Source organism: Microbacterium sp. NPDC056736 (genome assembly GCF_042790415.1).
In the GTDB taxonomy this organism is placed as follows: Bacteria; Actinomycetota; Actinomycetes; order Actinomycetales; family Microbacteriaceae; genus Microbacterium.
Genome location: NZ_JBHTZE010000001.1, coordinates 99,870 through 119,284, shown reverse-complemented (window position 1 = coordinate 119,284; position 19,415 = coordinate 99,870). Strand labels below are relative to the sequence as shown.

12 protein-coding genes are annotated in these 19,415 nt (G+C 72.1%); 7 read left to right on the top strand and 5 right to left on the bottom strand.

What is annotated here, in order from left to right:
- Positions 1-9 precede the first annotated feature (9 nt).
- Both ACFRAL_RS00535 and ACFRAL_RS00530 read left to right on the top strand, forming a co-directional pair.
- Positions 10-2,736, top strand: a complete 2,727-nt coding sequence (locus ACFRAL_RS00535; protein WP_378878662.1) for a family 78 glycoside hydrolase catalytic domain — start codon at positions 10-12, stop codon at positions 2,734-2,736.
- Between the two features lie 146 nt (positions 2,737-2,882).
- On the top strand, positions 2,883-4,310 hold the full coding sequence (locus ACFRAL_RS00530; RefSeq protein WP_378878659.1) for a DUF222 domain-containing protein: 1,428 nt from the start codon (positions 2,883-2,885) through the stop codon (positions 4,308-4,310).
- Between the two features lie 56 nt (positions 4,311-4,366).
- Here the strand turns inward: ACFRAL_RS00530 and ACFRAL_RS00525 are convergent, their stop codons facing one another.
- On the bottom strand, positions 4,367-6,031 hold the full coding sequence (locus ACFRAL_RS00525; RefSeq protein ID WP_378878657.1) for a peptide MFS transporter: 1,665 nt from the start codon (positions 6,029-6,031) through the stop codon (positions 4,367-4,369).
- A 78-nt stretch (positions 6,032-6,109) separates the two neighbouring features.
- Positions 6,110-7,510, bottom strand: coding sequence for an MFS transporter (locus ACFRAL_RS00520; protein WP_336395040.1), 1,401 nt, complete (start codon positions 7,508-7,510; stop codon positions 6,110-6,112).
- Positions 7,511-7,607: 97 nt separating this feature from the next.
- Between ACFRAL_RS00520 and ACFRAL_RS00515 the strand changes: the two genes are divergently transcribed.
- On the top strand, positions 7,608-8,321 hold the full coding sequence (locus tag ACFRAL_RS00515; protein WP_378878654.1) for a GNAT family N-acetyltransferase: 714 nt from the start codon (positions 7,608-7,610) through the stop codon (positions 8,319-8,321).
- A gap of 18 nt (positions 8,322-8,339) precedes the next feature.
- Here the strand turns inward: ACFRAL_RS00515 and ACFRAL_RS00510 are convergent, their stop codons facing one another.
- Together ACFRAL_RS00510 and ACFRAL_RS00505 are read right to left on the bottom strand one after the other, a co-directional pair.
- Positions 8,340-8,549: a hypothetical protein gene (locus ACFRAL_RS00510; protein WP_336394350.1), complete on the bottom strand. Its 210-nt coding sequence runs from the start codon at positions 8,547-8,549 to the stop codon at positions 8,340-8,342.
- A gap of 2 nt (positions 8,550-8,551) precedes the next feature.
- A complete protein-coding gene (locus tag ACFRAL_RS00505) occupies positions 8,552-9,358 on the bottom strand; it encodes an SDR family oxidoreductase (protein ID WP_378878652.1) in 807 nt (268 codons plus the stop codon).
- Positions 9,359-9,548: 190 nt separating this feature from the next.
- On the opposite strand from ACFRAL_RS00505, the gene ACFRAL_RS00500 reads away from it, so the two are divergent.
- The 4 genes from ACFRAL_RS00500 to ACFRAL_RS00485 all read left to right on the top strand — a co-directional run bounded on the left by ACFRAL_RS00500 (position 9,549) and on the right by ACFRAL_RS00485 (position 12,954).
- Positions 9,549-10,496 (top strand): cyclase family protein, encoded by a 948-nt coding sequence (locus ACFRAL_RS00500; protein ID WP_378878650.1) that lies wholly within the window; start codon positions 9,549-9,551, stop codon positions 10,494-10,496.
- Positions 10,497-10,591: 95 nt separating this feature from the next.
- Positions 10,592-10,756, top strand: coding sequence for a hypothetical protein (locus tag ACFRAL_RS00495; RefSeq protein WP_336394353.1), 165 nt, complete (start codon positions 10,592-10,594; stop codon positions 10,754-10,756).
- 59 nt (positions 10,757-10,815) lie between these two features.
- Entirely contained in the window at positions 10,816-11,949 is a 1,134-nt protein-coding gene (gene menC, locus ACFRAL_RS00490; RefSeq protein WP_378878647.1) for an o-succinylbenzoate synthase, read from the top strand.
- Positions 11,950-12,192: 243 nt separating this feature from the next.
- Positions 12,193-12,954: a hypothetical protein gene (locus ACFRAL_RS00485; protein ID WP_378878645.1), complete on the top strand. Its 762-nt coding sequence runs from the start codon at positions 12,193-12,195 to the stop codon at positions 12,952-12,954.
- A gap of 101 nt (positions 12,955-13,055) precedes the next feature.
- Here ACFRAL_RS00485 and ACFRAL_RS00480 read toward each other — a convergent pair whose 3' ends face one another.
- Positions 13,056-19,367: a fibronectin type III domain-containing protein gene (locus ACFRAL_RS00480; protein ID WP_378880189.1), complete on the bottom strand. Its 6,312-nt coding sequence runs from the start codon at positions 19,365-19,367 to the stop codon at positions 13,056-13,058.
- Positions 19,368-19,415 lie beyond the last annotated feature (48 nt).

The following is a 19,415-nucleotide window of genomic DNA, read 5'->3' as shown; positions in this document are numbered from 1 at the left end:
CCTGGACCCATGACCCCCTACGACCTGCGCGTCGAATACCTGCACGTGCCGATCGGCGTCGGCGCCCGCGAGCCCCGCTTCTCGTGGCTCGCCGACCACGTCCAGGACGCCTTCGAGCTGGAGGTGTCGACCGGTGGCCGGGTCGTCTGGGCGAGCGGCCCGGTGGACGGCCCGAACGGGGGACTCGTCGCCTACGCGGGGGAGCCGCTCGCCGCGAACGGCGCCTACCGGTGGCGGGTGCGCAGCCGGTCGCCCGAAGGCGGTTGGTCGGAGTGGGCGGCGTCGACGTTCGAGACGTCGCTCCTGGACCCCGCGGACTGGTCGGCGGCATGGGTCGAACCCGCGCAGCAGGAGGCCGTCGTCGAACGGTGGAGCATCGTGGACTGGGTGCGCGGGCTCGGCCCCCACACATCGCCCGAAGAGCGGCTGCGACCGCCGCAGCTGCTCCGCCAGCGCTTCGACGTCGGCCCCGGCGTGACCAGGGCGCGACTGTTCGCCGCCGCGCGCGGGGTCTACTCGCCCTTCGTCAACGGCGCCCGCGCGGACGACCAGGTGCTCGCCCCGGGATACGACAGCTACGAGCACCGCATCTCGTTCCAGGCCTACGACGTCACCGCCGCGCTCACCGAGGGCGAGAATGTGCTCGGCGTCGCGCTGGCCGACGGCTGGTGGGCCGGCCGAATAGGCCTCACCGGCTCGAGTGCGCAGTTCGGCCGCCGCACCGCGGCGATCTGGCAGCTGCACATCGACTATGCCGACAGCACGACGCAGGTCGTGGCATCCGGCTCCGACGTGCGCAGCGCGACAGGGCCTTGGGCGTACGCCGACCTGTTCGTGGGCGAGCGGTTCGACCGGCGTGCCGAGCCTGTCGGGTGGGACCGTCCCGGTTTCGACGACGGCGAATGGATGCCGGTGGCAGAGGTCGGCGCCGACCACGACGTGCTCGTGCCGTTCCGCGGCGAACCGATCCGCCGCGTGCGCGAGATGCCGGCGGTCTCGCTCGTCGACACCGATCAGGGCACCATCGTCGACTTCGGGCAGGTGCTCGTCGGCCGCGTGCGGCTGAGACTGCGGGAGTCGACGAACGGACAGCGGATCGAGCTCGAGCACACCGAGACGCTCGCCGCCGACGGCTCGTGGTTCGCGAACATCGTCGGCATCAACAAGGAGCAGACGGACGTCTTCGTCGCCGCCGGGGGACCCGACGAGTGGGAACCCGCGTTCACTTTCCACGGCTTCCGGTACGCGAGGATCAGCGGGCTGACCGCGCCGCTCGAGCCCGAAGACGTGGTGGCTGTGGTGCTCGCCAGCGATCTGGAGCAGACGGGCTCGTTCGTGTCTTCCGATCCCCGTCTGAACCGCCTGCACGAGAACGTGGTCTGGAGTCAGCGCGGCAATTTCCTGTCGGTGCCCACGGACTGCCCGCAGCGGGAGCGCGCCGGGTGGACCGGCGACATCCAGGCGTTCGTCGGCGCCGCGACGAACAACGCCCTGGTGCTGCCCTTCCTCGAGCGATGGCTCGACAATCTGCGTGCCGACCAGCTGCCCGACGGGCGGATCCCGATCTTCTCGCCGCGCTCGCCGTTCGACGCCGAGGCAGCGGACGCCGCGCAGGGCATCGGCTCGATCGTCGCGGCGGCCGGCTGGAGCGACGCCGTCGCGATCGTGCCGTGGACCCTCTACGAGCGCACCGGCGATCGCCGCGTGCTCGACGAGAACGACGACACGATGCTGCGGTGGGTCGAGTACCAGCGCGCGACCGCCGCGGCGGAGCTGCCCGAGGCGCTCGCCGGCGCCGGGCTGTCGGATGAGCGCCGGCGTGCGCAGGCGCTGCTCTACAACACCGGCCTGCACTTCGGCGACTGGCTGACCCCGAGCACGATGGAGGGCCGCCCGACGCACGAGGCGATCGGCGTCGCCCCGGCGCTCACGAGCGAGTACCTCGCGCCGATGTTCCAGGCGCAGACGCTGACGATCGCCGGACAGGCGGCGGCGGCTCTCGGACGACCGGCGGATGCCGCGGCCTTCGCCGCACGGGCGGCCGAGGTGCGCGCCGCCTTCGCCTCCGAGTACATCGACGCCGACGGCGACCTCCCCGTGCGGCTGCAGGGCGTCTACGTCGTCGCGCTCGCCTTCGACATGGTCCCGCCCGAGCTGCGTGCACGCACGGCGGCGCGGCTCGTGGAGCTCATCCGGGAGCGGGGGAACCGGCTCGACACCGGGTTCCTCTCCACGCCGTACCTGCTCGACGTGCTGTGCGACCACGGCTACGCCGACGTCGCGCGCACGCTGCTGTGGCAGTCCGATGCGCCGTCGTGGCTCTACGAGGTCGACCGCGGCGCGACGACGGTCTGGGAGACGTGGGATGCGATCTCGCCGGACGGCGCCATCCGGCCCATGTCGTTCAATCACTATGCGCCGGGCAGCGTCGACGACTGGCTGTACCGCCGGGTCGCCGGCATCCGCCCCACCTCGCCCGGCTTCCGTACCGCGGTGATCGAGCCCGGCTTCGATGCCGGGGTCGAGTGGGTGCGCGCGCACATCGGCACGCCGTTCGGGCGGCTCGCGGTCGAGTGGACCCGCGCGGCGGGCGCGGGGACGACACGCGGAGGGGTCGTGGGCACCGTCACCGTCGACGTGCCGTTCGGCGTCACGGCGCACCTCGTCGCGGGTGGGGTCGACGTCGCGCTCACACCGGGGCGCAGCACCCACGTGATCGAGCTCGGGGGACGGTGACACAGCCGGCGGATGTCGCCCCGTAGGTGCCGCGCCTCCTCCACAGGGCGGTCCTGCACCCTCTGGATCGGTGGTTGTCCACAGGGGTGAGGAAAAGACTTCTGATCTGGGCTTCGAATGTCGGTGGCTCTCATCAGAATGGGTGCATGACGAACCTCGCCGCCGCCCTCACGGCGCTCGGCGACGCGCTCGCAGAGCGTGTCGCGGCGGGATTCGGCGACGACGGACTGCGCCTGGCAGACGATGACGAGCTGCTGGCGACGCTCGCTGCGGTAGGGCGACTCCGCAGGGGTGCCGAGGCCCTGCTGGCGGAGGCGGTCGCCCAACTCATCGAGCGGGATGAGGAGCGCGCACATCCTGACCGGCTGACCGCGCGGAACGGATGCCGGAACGCCGGCGAGCTCATCCAGCGGGCGACGCGGGTGTCATCGCGCACCGCTGCCGAGGTGCTCGCGACGGCGAAGGCGGTGCGACGGTCCACGTCGCTGTCGACCGGCGAGGCGTTGCCGGCCGAGTTCCCGCACCTGCGTCTCGCGCTCGCGGCGGGTGCCGTGGGCATCGACGGTATGGCCGCCGTCGTCAGCGCATTCCGCGGGTGCGGTGCGGGTCGTGGCGAGCTGCTGGCGGCAGACGAGGAACTCGCTGCCGCGGCCTGCGGTGAGGGAGCGGATGCGGCGCCGCCGGCCACAGCGGACGACCTTCGCGCGTTCGCACAAGTGTGGGCTGCCGATCTCGATCAGGACGGCGACGAGCCGGCCGAGTCGCGCGCCATGCGAAAGCGGGGACTCACGATCGGGCGGCGAGGAGAAGACGGGCTCGTTCCGGTTCGGGGTGGTCTCCTCCCCGAGGTCGCAGCGCAGCTGCAGCTCGGGTTCGACAGTGTGCTGAACCCGAAGGTGGACGACGTGCAGGGGCCGTGCTTCTTAGAGAGCGATCCGAGCGATTGCGACGACTCGGTAGGGGGCGCGGCGGACCGCCGAACGCCTGCCCAGAAGCGGCACGATGCGCTGGCCGTGCTGCTGACGGCGGCCGCGGCATCCGGTGAACTGCCCATGCTCGGCGGCGCCGCACCGACACTGGTCGTGGCCGTGCGCGAACAAGACCTCGCGTCGGGGCGCGGGTACGCGCACCTCCCCGGCGACGACGAACCGGTCTCGATCGCCGCGGCCCGGCACATCGCCTGCGCGGGCGCGGTGCAGCGGATCGTGCTCGGCGCGGCCGGCCGGATCGTGTCGATGCGGACGCTCGATCGGGTCTTCAACCATCACCAGCGCCGGGCCATCACCCTGCGTGACGGCGGATGCCTCATCCCCGGGTGTCAGGTGCCGCCGCAGTGGTGCGAAGTGCATCACGTCGAGGAGCATTCGCGGGGTGGGTCGACGCACACCGACAACGGAGTCCTGCTGTGCTGGTTCCACCATCGCACCATCGACTCCGGCGGGTGGCAGGTGGCGATGGTCGAGGGGGTGCCGTACGTGAGAGGGCCGGCGTGGTGGGACGCCCAGCGGACGTGGCGGCCGGTGACGAGGTCGCCGATCCGACGACGCGAGCGGATGGCAGTGCGGCAGACGTGACCGCGTCGCGCCCTCGTATCGCGCGCCCGGCGTGTCGGGCTGCATGTGGCGCCGCCTCAGCGCACGCCCCGCATGAGCCGCAGCACGGGTTTCACTGCGGCGAGCAGCGCGAGGCCCAGCACGATGGCGATGCCGCCGAGGATCGTGAAGTAGGGCACCTCGTCCTCGGGGTTGTAGAACTGGGCGAGCCAGCCGGCGATCGCGGTGCCCAGGGCGATGGACAGGAAGTACAGCGCGACCATCTGGGTGTGGAACCGCTCGGGTGCGAGCTTCGTCGTCACCGAGAGCCCGGGTGGCGAGATGAACAGCTCGGCGATGGTGAACACCAACAGGATCAGCACGATCGCCAGCAGCGGCGTCGAGTTCGGCGCGCCGTTCGCCCACGGCAGGAACAGCAGGAACGCCACGCCCATGATCATCGCGCCGAGCGAGAACTTCATTGGCGCCGACGGCGCGCGATCGCCGAGCCTCGTCCAGATCGCGGCGAACACGCCGGAGAGGATGATCACGAACACCGGGTTGATCGAGTTGACCCACGACACCGGCATCTCCCACCCGAGGATCGTGCGGTCCAGCTGCTTGTCGGAGTAGATGGTCAGCACCGTGAACTGCTGCTGGTACAGCGACCAGAACCCGACGTTCACGACGAAGAGCGGGATGAACCCGATCACGCGCGACCGGTCGTCCGCGCCGATCGCACGCGAGGTGATGATGACCGAGAAGTAGGCGATCGCCGCCACGAGGGTGACGAGGATCACGATGCCGGCGAGGTTGTCGGCGCGGATCACCCCGGTGAGCACGAGAATGACGAGAACCAGGATGCCGGCGACCGCGACGCCGATCATGAGGCCGCGACGGTTCGCCGGCAGCGGGTTGGCGACGACGCGCGACGACGCGGGGAGCTGCTTCCGCCCGAACGAGTACTGCGTCAGCCCGATCGCCATGCCGACCGCCGCGGCGCCGAACCCCCAGTGGAAGCCGACGCTGCTCTGCAGGAACCCGGTCACGATGGGCCCGAGGAACGCACCGAGGTTGATGCCCAGGTAGAACAGCGAGAAGCCGGCATCCCGGCGCGGGTCCTTCGCCGAGTAGAGCGTGCCGACGACGGCCGTCGCGTTCGCCTTCAGCCCGCCGGAGCCGACGGCGACCAGGATGAGGCCGACGCCGAGCCCCCACACGCTCGGCAGCAGCGCCAGCGCGATGTGGCCGGCCATGATGACCCAGGCGCTGAAGAAGAGCACGCGCTCCGAGCCGAGCAGGCGGTCCGCGACCCACGCTCCGAGGATCGTCGACAGGTACACCGTGCCGCCGTACGCGCCGACGATGCCCGTCGCCGTCGCCTCGGGAATGCCGAGCCCGCCCTCGGACACGGAGTAGTACATGTAGATGAGCAGGATGCCCTGCATGCCGTAGAAGCTGAACCGCTCCCACATCTCCACGCCGAAGATGTGCGCGAGCGCCCACGGCTGCCCGAAGAACCGGGAGTCGTGGTCGGCGCCGTCGTCGGCGGTCGTCGCCGCCGCGTCCGTTCCGCTGCGGGCCGCTGCCGTCCGCGACGCCGCGCCCGTATCGCCCGATGCCGCGCCCGTGTCGCCGGCGGCCGCGGTGGCGCCGTCGGGCGGGCCGACCGGGACCTGCTCGCGTCGGCTCTCGGCATCCCGTGCGCCGTCCCCGAGCCGTGCGCCCTCGCCGTCGTCGAACCCCTGATCGCGCTCGTCCATGAGCTCGCCTCGCTCCCGTCGCCCCCCGGTTTCCCCGTCAGGGTAGCGGGCACCGCCCGCGCGCGGGAGGGGTGCTGCTCACTCCGGGAGGGACGGATGCCGCTCCTGCGGCGAGTGATGACGCGGGATGAACAGCGCCACGAGGAGGGCGACCACCGCGGCCGCGCCGCCGAGCAGGAAGGAGACCTGGAAAGCGGCGGGGCCGGGGACCGCCACGCCGTCGAGGTCGACCACGTAGGTGGCCAGCACCGCGCCGACGACGGCCGCGGCCGTGCTCGTGCCCAGCGAGCGGAACAGCGCGTTGAGGCCGTTCGACGCGCCCGTCTCGGACTGCGGCACGGAGCGCATGATGAGCATCGGCATCGCGGCATAGCCGAAGCCGATCCCGAATCCGATGCCGATGTTCGCGACGAGGATCTGCCACACCTCGCTCGCGAACAGGAGCGTGAACCCGTAGGTCAGCACGAGGGCGATGGCGCCGAGCACGAGGAGGAGCTTCGGCCCCATGGTGCGCGCAAGGCGCCCCGAGAACGGCGAGAGCACCATCATCACCAGGCCCGCCGGCATGACCACGAGGCTCGCGGCGACCAGCGACAGGCCGAAGCCGCCCACAGTGGCGGGCAGCTCGAGCATCTGCGGATAGACGACGTTCGACGCGAACAGCGAGAAGCCGAAGGCGATGGACGTGATGTTCGTCAGCAGCACCGGCCGACGCGCGGCCACGCGCAGATCCAGGAGCGGCTCGGCGATGCGCAGCTCGTACCAGCCCCACACCAGCAGCACCAGGAGGCCGCCGAGACCGCTGACCAGCGTGGCGGGCGACGTCCAGCCCCACTCGTTGCCGCGCGAGATCGCGAGCAGCACGCCCAGCAGGCCCACCGCGAGCCCGGCGGTGCCCACATAGTCGAACCGCCCACCCGTGCGCAGCGCGCTGACGGGCACGATCCACAGCACGAGCGCGAACACGACGGCGCCGAGCGCGGCCGAGACCCAGAACAGCACGTGCCAGTCGCTGCGCTCGGTGATGAGCGCGCTGATCGGGAGGCCGAGCGCGCCGCCGACGCCGAGCGTCGCGCTGATGAGCGCGATGGCCGAGTCCACCCGGTCCTCGTGCAGCACGTCGCGCAGGATCGAGATGCCGAGCGGGACGACGCCGGTGACCGCTCCCTGGAGCGTGCGCCCGATGATCACGCCGATGATGCCGGTGGATGCCGCGGCGATGACCGAGCCGACCACCAGCAGCGCCAGGAGCACCAGCACGATGCGGCGCTTGCCGTACATGTCGCCCAGGCGCCCCGCGATGGGCGTCATCACCGCGGCCGCCAGCAGCGTCGAGGTCACGACCCACGCGGTGTCCTCGCGGCTGGCGTCGAGCAGCTCCGGCAGCTTGGACTGGATCGGCACGACCAGCGTGAACATGAACGACGAGGCCAGGCCGGCGATCGCCAGGACCGCCACGATCGCGCCCTGGCGAGGCATCCGGGTGAGTCGGCTTCTCGCGTCCTCATCACCCGTGTGCATCAGTTCAGGCTATCGGCGCTCGGGCGGGCGGGCTCCGCGGGTGCAGACTGAGGGCATGGCCCCCACCGTGCCGCCGCCGGGCATCGACATCATCCCCCTCGACACCGTCGAGCAGGTCCACCTCGCCGCGCAGGTGCTGGCCGAGGTGTGGGGCGGCGACCCGGGCGGCATGCCGCCGAATCTGCTGCGCGCCCTCGCCCACTCCGGCAACTACGCGGTCGGCGTCTACGACGGGGAGCAGATGGTGGGGGCATCCGTCGCATTCTTCGGCGACCCCTCCTCGCGCTCGATGCACAGCCACATCACCGGGGTGCTTCCCGGTCGCCAGGCGCGTGGCGTCGGCCGTGTGATCAAGCAGCACCAGCGGGAGTGGGCGCTCGCCCGCGGGGTCGGCCACATCACCTGGACGTTCGACCCGCTCGTCGCCCGCAACGCGCACTTCAACCTGCGCGTGCTCGGCACCCGCGCGACCGAGTACCTCGTGAACCACTACGGCGCGATGGACGACGGGGTCAACCGGGGCGACCAGACCGACCGCATCATGGTGTCGTGGGCGCTCGCCGCGCCGCCGGTGCCGACGCCCGGCGACGACCGCGTGGTCGCGTCCGTCGAGATCCCGCGCGACATCGAGACGATGCGGCGGAACGCGCCGGCGGATGCCGCGGCCTGGCGTCTGCGCGTGCGCGAGCAGCTCACCCGGCACCTGGCCGAGGGTCTCGTGATCGGCGGCTTCGACGACGCGCGCGGCTACCTGCTGGTGCGCCGCTGACGCGTGGCGCGCCCGGTGCTACTCGCCCGGATCCTTCGTCGGGTCGCCCGGCCGCACGTCGGCGTCGTCGCGGATGTCGATGCGGGTGACGCCGTCGCGGTGCGTCACGTCGATCCGCGGATCGGCGTCGGACTCCACCGCGTTCGGCGCCGACGTCAGCTGATCGCGGCGCTTCTCCTCGTCCGTCATGCCGGTGCCGTCCGTCGCCCGGCCGCTGTCCTGCGCCATGCTCATCCCTTTCGCCACTCGTCGCTCTTCAGGTGCGAGCCCGCCTGGGGCCCCATCTGCAGCATCCCGCCGTCGACCGTCCAGCTCGCGCCCGTCACGTAGCTCGCCGCGGGCGACGCCAGGAACGCGACGACCGCCGCGATCTCCTCCGGCTTGCCGGGCCGCCCGAGCGGGATGCCCGGGCGGTGCGTGCGCTCGGCGTCCTCCGGGTCCTGGTCGGTCAGCGGCGTCGCGATCTCGCCCGGTGCGACGGCATTCGCGGTGATGGCGTGCTCGCCGAGCTCCTGCGCCATCGTCTCGATGAGGCCGCCCAGGCCGTGCTTGGCGGCGACGTAGGCGGCCGAGCCCACCCGGGGCTGCGTCTCGTGCACGCTCGTGATGGCGATGAGGCGCCCGCCGTGCCCGGCACGCACCATGTGCCGCGCCGCCGCCTGGAGCGCGGCGAAGGCGCCGTCGAGGTTCAGCGCGACGACCTGCCGCCAGTCCTCGATCGACACCTCGAGGAACGGGCCGCCGGAGCCGCCGCCGGCGTTGTTCACGAAGACGTCCAGCCCGCCGAGCCGCTCGACGAGCCCGTTGATCGCCGGCGCGACGCCGTCCAGGTCGGTGGCGTCGAACTGCGCCACCTCCGCGGTGCGGCCCCGCTCGCGGACGGCGTCGGCGGTGCGCTGCGCGCCCTCCTCGTCGCTGTGCCAGGTGATGCCGACATCGAGGCCGGCCTCGGCGAGGGCGATGGCCGTCGCCTGCCCGATGCCCGAGTCCGAGGCGGTCACGATCGCGCGGCGCGGGGAGAAGTCGAAGGTCTGCATGGGCTCGAGGCTACGAGCGCGCTCTCAGCGGTGGCACGGGGTTGCGCTCGCGGCGCCCCGGGGCTACGCGACGCCGCCGCCGGCCCCGTCGAGGACGACCGGAGGAAGGAGGAGAGATCGGCGGGAATCGTCCGCTGCTTCGCGTTTTTCCTCCGGTCGACCGCGGGTGATCCTGTCTAGGCTGACCGGCATGCCGACCTCGCCTGCGCAGTATCGCGCGCACTTCGACTTCGATATCCGCTTCGCCAACGGCGGTGCGCTGTCCGGCACGGGATTCCGGCTGGATCTGCCGTCGGCCGACGTCGCCGACGACGAGGTGGCGCGCCTCCTCGTCATCCACCTCGGCCTCGCCCTCGTCGACGAGGTCGAGCTGCGGGCCCTGCGGGTGGTCGAGGAGCCGCACCGCGGCAGCCGCGGCGTCGACGCCGGAGCGACTGCGAGGGAGGGCGCGACCCGCGTCGTGGACCTCAGCCACCCGATCCGCGCCGGGCTCGTCACGTACCCCGGGCTGCCGGCGCCGACCATCACGCCGCATCTCACCCGCGAGGACTCCCGCGCCCGCTACGCGCCCGGCACCGAGTTCGCGATGGACGTCATCACGATGATCGGCAACACCGGCACCTACCTCGACTCGCCGTACCACCGCTACGCCGAGGGCAGCGACCTCGCCGGGCTCGACCTCTCGACACTGGTGGGGCTGCGCGCCGAGGTGTTCCACCTCGAGGACGCGTGGGATGCCGCGCGCCGAGGCATCCGCTCCACCACCCTCGCCGATCGCGACGTGCGCGGAGCCGCCGTGCTCCTGCACACCGGCTGGGACCGCTGGTTCGGGCTGCCGGAGTACGGCGCCGGCGCGCCGTTCCTCACCGGCGAGGCCGCGCAGTGGCTGATCGACGCCGGGGCCGTGCTGGTCGGCATCGACTCGGTCAACATCGACGACGCCGACCCTGCGACGGGTGCGGGAGGAGGCGAGCGCCCCGCCCACTCGCTGCTCCTCGGTGCGGGGGTGCACGTCGTCGAGCACCTCACCAACCTCGGATCCCTGCCCGCGCGGGGTGCGCGCTTCACCGCCGCCCCGCCTGCCGTCGCGGGCTTCGGCACGTTCCCGGTGCGGGCCTTCGCCGAGGTCCCCGCCTGACGCACCTCCCTGCCTGACGGGCGTCCCTGGGTGCCGTAAGAGGGACGTATCAGCGCGAGGCTCCGCCGCTCTTCTCAGGCGAACGAGGAGAAGCCATGCGCGAGCACATCGAGACCCTGATCGTCGCCCTGACCGACACCATGCGCGGCCAGGCGCAGCACACCGCCCCCCGCGAGCCCCGCCGGCGCCGACCGCGCATCGCCCGCTCGACGTACGTGCCGGTGCGCCGCGACGTCGTGCCGCAGCGCTTCGCCCACTGACCCGCCACGCCCGGTCTCCAGGCCGAGGCACCGCTCGGGCCCGGGCGTACGCTGAGCGCATGCCCATCGCCACCCCGGCGGCATCCGTCGCCCTGCAAGGCTTCGAGCTGCGCGTGCTGCACGTGCCGCTGGTCGCCCCGTTCACGACGTCGTTCGGCACCGAGACGGTGCGCGAGGTCATCGTCGTCCGTGCGCTGACCTCTGACGGCGAGGGCTGGGGTGAGATCGTGACGCAGTCCGACCCGCTCTACTCGAGCGAGTACACGCAGGGCGCGTGGGACGTCTCGCTGCGCTTCCTCGTGCCGGCTCTGCTGGACCGCCACCTCATCGCCCCGCACGAGATCGCGGGCGCGCTCGAGCCGTTCAAGGGGCACCGCATGGCGAAGGCGGGCCTCGAGCTCGCCGTGCTCGACGCGGCCCTGCGCGCCGAGGGGCGCAGCTTCGGCGCATACGTCGGCGCCGTGCACGACCGCGTGCCGAGCGGGGTGTCCGTCGGCATCCAGCGCGACCCGGCCGCGCTCGTCGACACCGTGCGCGGCTACCTCGACGAGGGGTACGTGCGCATAAAGATCAAGATCAAGCCCGGCCGCGACGTGGCCGACACGGCGGCCGTGCGCGACGCGTTCGGCGGCATCCCGCTGCAGGTCGACGCGAACTCCGCCTACACGATGGCGGATGCCGACACCCTGGCGGAGCTGGACCGCTTCGACCTGCTCCTCATCGAGCAGCCGCTGCAGGAGGACGACCTCGTCGACCACGCCACGCTCGCGCGGCGCCTGCGCACGCCGGTGTGCCTGGACGAGTCGATCGTGTCGGACAAGGCCGCAGCCGACGCGCTCGCGCTGGGCTCGGCATCCGTCATCAACATCAAGGCGGGCCGCGTCGGTGGATATCTCGAGGCGGTGCGCATCCACGACCGCTGCCTCGCCGCCGGCGTCCCGGTGTGGTGCGGGGGCATGCTCGAGACGGGCATCGGCCGCGCGGCCAACGCCGCGCTCGCCGCCCTCCCCGGGTTCACGCTGCCCGGCGACGTCTCGGCGTCGGACCGCTTCTACCGCCGCGACATCGTCACCGAGCCGGCCGTCCTGGAGGACGGGCACGTGCGGGTGCCCACCGGTCACGGGCTCGGCGTCGAGATCGACCCGGTCGCCCTCGACGACTTCACCGTCGCGCGCGAGACGCTGACCCGGTAGCGGGGCGCAGATCCGGCCATGCGCGCGCAGCGGCGTACCGTTCGCAGGATGGAAGGGCGGCGAGCGCTGCGATACGCCGCCGCACGCGGGCACCGGCCGGGATCGGTCCTGCGAACGGTACGGCCGGCGGTCGAGAGGCCAGGCCGACGCGGGCGGATCGGCGCGGTTGTCGCGGGGATTCTGCTGCTCGCCGGCTGCACGCCGACACCGGCGCCGTCGGCCACGCCGAACCTGCCCGCCGGGGTGACCGTCGAGCTGCATCAGCTGCGCTCCGACGTCGGACCGCGACAGGCCCAGGTGCGGGTGGCGAACGCGTCCGATGCCGCGGTCACCGTCGGTGCCGTGCGCGTCGAAGACCCGCGGTTCGAGAGCCCGGTCACCCGCGTGATCGAGGGTCGCGTCAGCACGATCCCCGCGGGCGGCGCGGCCGACATCCGCGTCCAGCTGCCTCCCGTCGAGTGCTCCGTGCCCGACGACGGCGAGGCCGAGGCCGTGCTCGAGATCGTCGGCGACGACGGCAGCGCCGAGATGACGGCGTCCGCTCCCGATCCGCTCGGGTTCGTCGCGGCGCTGCACGCGCGCGAGTGCCTGCTCGAGCGGGTGACGGATGCCGCCTCCCTCGCCTTCACCGGGTTCACGCCGTCGCCCCCCGGCGAGCCGGCCGCCCTGGAGCTGACCGTCGCGCCCACCGGCGACGCCGCGGCGACCCTCGTCGGCATCGAGCGGACGAACCTGCTCGGATTCGCGGGACTCCCGCCCGAGGCGGACCTGTACCCGCTGCAGCGCGAGATCGCCGCGGCGGAGGCGGAGCCCTCGGTCGTCTCGCTTCCGCTGACACCGACCCGCTGCGACCCGCACGCCGTGCAGGAGGACAAGCGCGGGACGATCTTCGGCGTGCGCGTCGCCGTCGACGGCGAGGCGGGCGAGGTCGAGCTCTTCGTCGGCGAGGACATGCGGGGCAGGATCCTGTCGTGGGTCGCCTCCTGGTGCGGCTTCGCCGGCTGACCACCGCCGCGCGCCCCGCGCCGAGCGACCCGAAGTCCGCGCCACGAACGGCGAGCGGCCGGCCGCCCGAGGGCGACCGGCCGCGTCCGGCGCTGGTCGGGCTACCGCACCGTCACCGTGATCGCCTTGGAGCTGGTGGCCCCGGCGGCGTTGGCGAACTCCGCCACGTAGGTGTACGTGCCGGGCGCGCGTCCCGCGATCGCGGTCCGGGCCTGCTGCGCGTTCGGGGATGCCGCCTCGAGCGCCTGCTCGTCGATCAGCACACCGTTCTCGTACAGCCGGTAGCTCGTGCCGTTGGTGCCCCACCACAGGTTCGCGGTGACCGTGTAGTTCCCGTCCTTGTCGCGGTTGTCGTGCGAGAGGACGGGCACCGCGGGAGCGGCATCCGCCACCTTCACGGTGACCGACGACGTCGCCGTGGTGCCGGCGGCGTTGATCAGCTCACCCGTGTACACGTACGTGCCGTTGGGCTTGCCGCTCACGTCGACGGTCGACACCTGCGCGTTCGGCGAGTCGGCGCCCAGCAGCGTCGTCGAGATCAGCGCGCCGTTCTCGTACAGCCTGTACACCGCGCCGTTCACCCCGTGCCACAGATTCATCGACACCGTGAAGGTTCCGTCGTGGAGACCGTCCTCCCAGCCGGAGTTCGTCGACAGGATGCCGCGGCCCGGCGCCGCGGTCGGACCTGCGTCGTCGAACACGAGCAGCTGCGCCGACGCCTGGGTGACCAGGCCGTCGTGGTTCACGGCGTTGACCGTGAGCGTGTGGGTTCCCACCAGCCCGTCGAGCTCGATGACCTGGCCAGGGGCCACCGGCTCGCCGTCGAACGCGATGTCGAGGTTGCGCACGCCCGACTCCGGGTCGTCCGCGGTCACCTCCACCGTGAGGGCCGCCGTGCTCGCCAGCAGCGTGCCGTCGGCGGGCAGCCCGCTCACCACCGGGGCGGTGGTGTCGGTCGCCCCCGAGGGGTCGCCCGTCACCGCGATGCGCGGTGCCGGCGGCTGCTCCATGCCGTCGCCGAGGAAGAAGCTCGTCTGCGGCGGCTGGTTGTAGCCGGTGTTCTGCCACGCCACCGACAGGCGGTAGACCGGGTCGTGCATCAGCGTGCGGATGCGCAGGTCGGTCTCGTCCGTCGTGGAGTAGATGCGCAGCTCGGTCGAATCGGCCGACCGCCACGCGATCTCCTCGCGCCAGTCGCCGAAGAGGTCGGCCTGCACGTTGGGCGTGCCCTTGGTGTCGTTGTTCGACAGGGCGCCCTCGGCGCGCAGGATCACCTCCGACGACTGCGACTCCGCGTCCCACTTCGACACGGTCGGCACGCCGGTGCGCGGCCCGTCGTCGAACTCGTGGTCGACGATCTCGCGCAGCGGGTCGCCGTCGAACCAGGCGAGGAAGTTCGCCGCCGGGATCGCACTGCCGATGCGCTCGCCGTCCGCCGACATGAGGTACCCCTCGCGCGAGTTCCACGCGGCGTCGCCGCCGACCGCCCAGCCCTCGGCACCCTCGTAGCGGGGGTCGATGTCGCCGGAGGCGGCACGGCCGGTGTCGCGGTCCGCCGGGATGTCCCAGAGGATCTCGCCTGTGCGCGCGTCGCGCATGGTCGCGCCGCGGTTCTGCGACGAGCTCATGTCCTCGTGCGCCGCGAAGACCTCCAGGCCCGGGCGGGACGGGACGAGGTCCGACACGTGCAGCGCGTCGCCGTGGCCGAGCCCCGTCGCGTACAGCACCTCGCCGTCGTCGTCGATCGTCGCCGAGCCGAAGACGATCTCGTCCTTGGCGTCGCCGTCGACATCGGCCACCGACAGGTTGTGGTTGCCCTCGCCGTACAGTCCCTCGTTGCCCTCGTCGTTCGAGTCGAGCACCCACCGCTCGGTGAGCTGCTCGCCGTCGAAGTCGTAGGCGGCGACGACGGCGCGCGTGTAGTACCCGCGGCTGAACACCGCACTCGGGTGCTCGCCGTCGAGGTAGGCGGTGCCCGCCAGGAACCGGTCGACCCGGTTGCCGTACGTGTCGCCCCACGCCCCGACGTCGCCTCGGGCCGGCACGTAGTCCACCGTGTCGATGGCGGCACCGGTGGCGCCATCGAAGACCGTGAGGTACTCCGGTCCGGTCAGCACGTAGCCCGAGCTGTTGCGGTGGTCGGCGCCGGCGTTGCCGATCGGCTGACCGGTGCCGTCGATCGTGCCGTCGGCGGTCTTCATGATGACCTCGGCGCGGCCGTTGCCGTCGTAGTCGTACACCTGGAACTGCGTGTAGTGGGCGCCTGCCCGGATGTTCACGCCGAGGTCGATCCGCCACAGCCGCGTGCCGTCGAGGCGGTAGACGTCGAGGTAGACGTTCCCGGTGTACCCGCCGGACGAGTTGTCCTTCGAGTTCGTGGGATCCCACTTCACGAACAGCTCGTACTGACCGTCGCCGTCGACATCGCCGACGCTGACGTCGTTCGCGCGGTAGCCGTACGGCTGGCCGTCCTTGGAGTAGGCGTCCGCCGGCTTGTCCAGCGGCACCGAGCGGTACGCACCGGTCTGCACCGTGAACTCGTCGGTGTCGGTGACCTCCACGCCGTCCAGCACCTTCGTGACGAAGTAGACGGATGCCTCGTCCCCGGCCTCGTCCAGGAAGTCGGTCGAGTCGGTGATCGGCGTCGTGGTGACCCGCGCGCCGTCACGGTAGACGTGGAACGCCACGCTGTCGGGGTCGGTGCCGAGCATGCGCCACGAGACCAGGTTGCCGGCATCCGTCGCCACCGCCGCGGGAGCGCGATCGAGGTACTCCGCCTGCCGCTGCAGCACCGTCACGGCCTCCGTCTTCAGCTGTGCCGACGCCGCACCGGCGCCGCCCGCGTTCACCGGGACCACCGTGTAGAAGTACGGGATCGTGGTGAGCACCTCGCCGTCGGTGAACCGGCTCGTATCGGCCACGCCGATCAGTTCGCCGCGCTCGCCCTCCACTTCGGAGCGGAACACCAGGTAGTACAGCGCGCCCAGCGGCTGCGCCCACGAGAGCTCCACCGAGTTCTTCTCGATGGCCTCGACGGTCAGCCCGTCCGGTGCGGCCGGCGGCGTCACCTCCGGGTCGACGAAGGACACCTCGGCGGTCGCCGACGGCACCGACTCGAGCTTCGTCTGGTCGATCGCGGTCACGTGGTACTCGTAGTCCAGACCCACGCGGGCTGTCGTGTCGACGTACGCGGGCTCGTCGACCGCGGCGATCCGCACCGGCTTCGCGTCGAACGGGGACTGACGGTAGACGTTCCAGGTGAGGTCCGGCTCGGCATCCCACGCCAGCGAGACGCTGGGCGCGGCCGGGTCGGCGTCGACGTCGGTGACCTCGAGCCCCACCGGACCCAGCAGGATCGGCGTGATCTCCAGGCCGTTGAGACGTGTGCCCGACGCTGCGCCGTAGGCCTCGACGTTCAGCTGACCGTCGGTGACGAGGAACGGTCCGCGCAGCGTGGCGTTGACCGAGGCGCGGCCGGCGTTGCCCGAACCTGCGTCCCTGCCTTCGATGCGGAAGCTCGTCCGGCTCGAGCCGATCCAGTCGCCCGAGTACGTCTTCACCGAGTACGTGCCGTTGGGCACGTCCAGCGCGAAGGTCGAGCTGTCGCCGGGGAGCACGAAGTCGCGCACGAGGTCGTTCGAGCCCTCGGCCGCGCCGCGATCGCGCCCGGCGTTCGCCGGCAGGACGCCGAGGAAGCCGTAGCCGCGCTCGGTCGTGTACGTGAGGTCGGGAGTGACCTCGGTGTAGCCGGCCATGAGCGGGTTGCCCGCGAGCTGGAAGTCGTACTTGTACAGCGCCTGCTTCGTGGTGAAGGTCACCACGGCGCTCGGCTCGGAGTCGCCCCGGCCGTTGACCGCGACGACGCGGTACCGGTAGGCGGTGCCCTCCGCGAGACCCTGCACGATCGAGCTCGTCTGGGTCACCATGCCGACGAGGGCCCACTCCGGATCGGGGTCGGCGACGGCCTGACGGTGGATCTTGTAGATGTCCGCCGTCGGCGAGGCATCCCACTGCAGCGTCGCCCCGCCGTTGCTGATCGCACCCGCGACGAGATTCTGCGGCGCCGGCGGCACCTCGGCGGGCGGCTCGATGTCGGAGACCTTGGCCGCGAGCGGGGTGTCGAGGCCGGCGACGTCCTGCGCGACCAGGCGGGCCATCTGGATGGCGCCATACTCCTGGAAGTGCGTGTCGTCGACGGTCCCAGCGGGACGGTTGGGGAACACGCCGGGGTCGACGTGGAGGAAGACCGCCTTGGCCGCCTCCGGGCCGATCTCGTCGAGGTAGGCCCGGCTGGAGGCCGACAGGTCGACCAGCGGCACGTCCTCCTCGACCGCGAGCTCGGTCATCTTCGCCACGTACTCCGGGAAGCTGACGTTGAAGAGGCCGGTCGCGGGGTCGAAGCTGCGCCGCGACACCGGCGTGACGAGGATCGGGGTCGCACCGCGCTGCCGTGCGCCCTCCACGTAGACGCGCAGATACTCCTTGTAGTCCTCAGGGCTCGCGTAGCGGTCGTCGACGCCCTGGGTGGCGTCGTTGTGCCCGAACTGCACGAACAGGTAGTCGCCGGGACGGATGCTGCGCAGCACCTCGTCGAGGCGGCCCTGCGTGAGGAAGTTCTTCGACGAGCGGCCGCCGATCGCGTGGTTGGCGACGGCGATGTCGTCGGCGAGGAACCGATCGAGCATCTGCCCCCACCCCGCCTGCGGCGCGTAGGCGATCGGGTCGTAGGTCTGCACGGTCGAGTCGCCCGTGAGGTACGCCGTCGTGATGGCGCCCGCGACGCGCTCGGGCAGTCGCGTGATGGTGAGGGCGTTGACGGATGCCGCGTCCCCGCCGAACTGCAGGGTGAGGCGGCCGTCGACCAGGGCGATCGGGAACGCCATCTGCAGGTACGAGCCCGCGCCCTGCGGGTTGGACTGCACCTTCGCGATCGACTCCGCCGTCATCGTGGTGGTCGTCGGGCTCTCCTCGTCGCCCGCCACCAGCTGCACGGAGTAGTCGCCGGCGCCGAGATCCACCTCGAAGGTCGCTCCCGCGACGGCGACGAAGTCGCTGCGCAGGGCGTCGTCGGTGCCGCGGTCGACGTCGGGCGTCTCGGCGGCGGGGGCCGTCGAGAAGCCGTAGCCCCACTCGTCGCTGAACGCGGTCGACGAGGTGACGCCGAGCGCTCCCTCGGCCACCGCGCCGGGGCCGAAGTCGAAGGTGACGACGTCGCTCTCGGGGAGCGGGGCGGGCGCGACGTAGGCGGGCGCGATGACGACCGCCGACGCGGGGGAGGCCCCAGCCTGATTGCGGGCCGTCACCCGGTAGGACCATTCCGCCGAGGTGTCGACGGTGTCGGTGTGCCCGGGTGTCGTCAGCGTGGCGATCTCGGCGAAGACGCCGTCGGCGCCGGCGCGCTCGACGACGTACTCGTCGCCGTTGGCCACCGCCGACCAGGTCAGGACGACGGCTTCCCGCGTCACCTGCGAGACCGCGAGGTCGCTCGGGGCCTCGGGCGCGACGAGCGCGGGGATCACGCCGCTGCGCACCTCGGCGGTCCGCTCCGAGGTGCGGTCGTACGCGCTCACGGCGACCACCGCATACGCGTACGAGGCGCCCTCGACGACAGAGGTGTCGGAGTACGAGGGCTCCGTGGTCTCGGCGATCTGGGAGAACTCGCCGGTGGTGTCGCCGACGACGTCGGCACGGAGCACCTGATAGGTCGCGGCGCCGTCCGCGGGCGACCACGCGAGGTCGACGCCGTTCCAGGCGACCCGCGTGGTGGCGAGGTCCGCGGGGGCGTCGGGCACGACCGGCGCGACGACGAGGCCGTTGACGTACGCGCCGAGCCCGCTGCCGGTGAAGCCCACGGTGAGCTGGCCGTCTTCGACCGTGGTGCGGAACGTCTCTGTCGTGGTCGCCGCGCCGCCGGTGGTCAGACGGGTCTGGGCGATCCCCTCGAGCGACATCGTCGCGTTGGTGCCCGAGGTCCCCGTCAGGGCGTCGCCGATCGTGAGGGTCACGTCGTACTCGCCGACCGGCACGCCGTCGAGGAGGAATCCCCAGTTCGTCCCGGCGACGAAGTCCTCGGCGACGGGATCGGCTGGCGTGCGATTGCCCGTGCGGTCGCGGTCGAAGAGCGTGGCGCCGTCGGGCACAGTGATGCCCCACCCCGCTTCCGCCGTGTGGAGCGACGTGGTGAGCACCTGCTGCCAGCCGTCCGCCACGGGGCTCGACGCGGTGCCGAAGTCGAAGCGCCACGCTCCGTCCTCGGCGGGGGCGAGGGACGCGGCGGCCGGGGTCGCGGTGAGCAGGGCCGCGACGACGGCGGTGGCGCCGGCGATTGCGGCGAGGCGGAGCCCGTGGCGGGGAGCCCGGGGCATGGGGGCGTGGTCAGCGGGTCGCTGCGCGCCGTCGGCGCGTGCGGACACGTGGGGCACGGTTCCTCCTGTTGTCAGCATCGGCAAAGGATGACGGCG

Bases quoted from the DNA above. Each gene is read 5' to 3' on its own strand.
- ACFRAL_RS00535 (WP_378878662.1), top strand. From the start codon at position 10: ATGACCCCCTACGACCTGCGCGTCGAATACCTGCACGTGCCGATCGGC.
- ACFRAL_RS00530 (WP_378878659.1), top strand. From the start codon at position 2,883: ATGACGAACCTCGCCGCCGCCCTCACGGCGCTCGGCGACGCGCTCGCA.
- ACFRAL_RS00525 (WP_378878657.1), bottom strand. From the start codon at position 6,031: ATGGACGAGCGCGATCAGGGGTTCGACGACGGCGAGGGCGCACGGCTC.
- ACFRAL_RS00520 (WP_336395040.1), bottom strand. From the start codon at position 7,510: ATGCCTCGCCAGGGCGCGATCGTGGCGGTCCTGGCGATCGCCGGCCTG.
- ACFRAL_RS00515 (WP_378878654.1), top strand. From the start codon at position 7,608: ATGGCCCCCACCGTGCCGCCGCCGGGCATCGACATCATCCCCCTCGAC.
- ACFRAL_RS00510 (WP_336394350.1), bottom strand. From the start codon at position 8,549: ATGGCGCAGGACAGCGGCCGGGCGACGGACGGCACCGGCATGACGGAC.
- ACFRAL_RS00505 (WP_378878652.1), bottom strand. From the start codon at position 9,358: ATGCAGACCTTCGACTTCTCCCCGCGCCGCGCGATCGTGACCGCCTCG.
- ACFRAL_RS00500 (WP_378878650.1), top strand. From the start codon at position 9,549: ATGCCGACCTCGCCTGCGCAGTATCGCGCGCACTTCGACTTCGATATC.
- ACFRAL_RS00495 (WP_336394353.1), top strand. From the start codon at position 10,592: ATGCGCGAGCACATCGAGACCCTGATCGTCGCCCTGACCGACACCATG.
- menC (WP_378878647.1), top strand. From the start codon at position 10,816: ATGCCCATCGCCACCCCGGCGGCATCCGTCGCCCTGCAAGGCTTCGAG.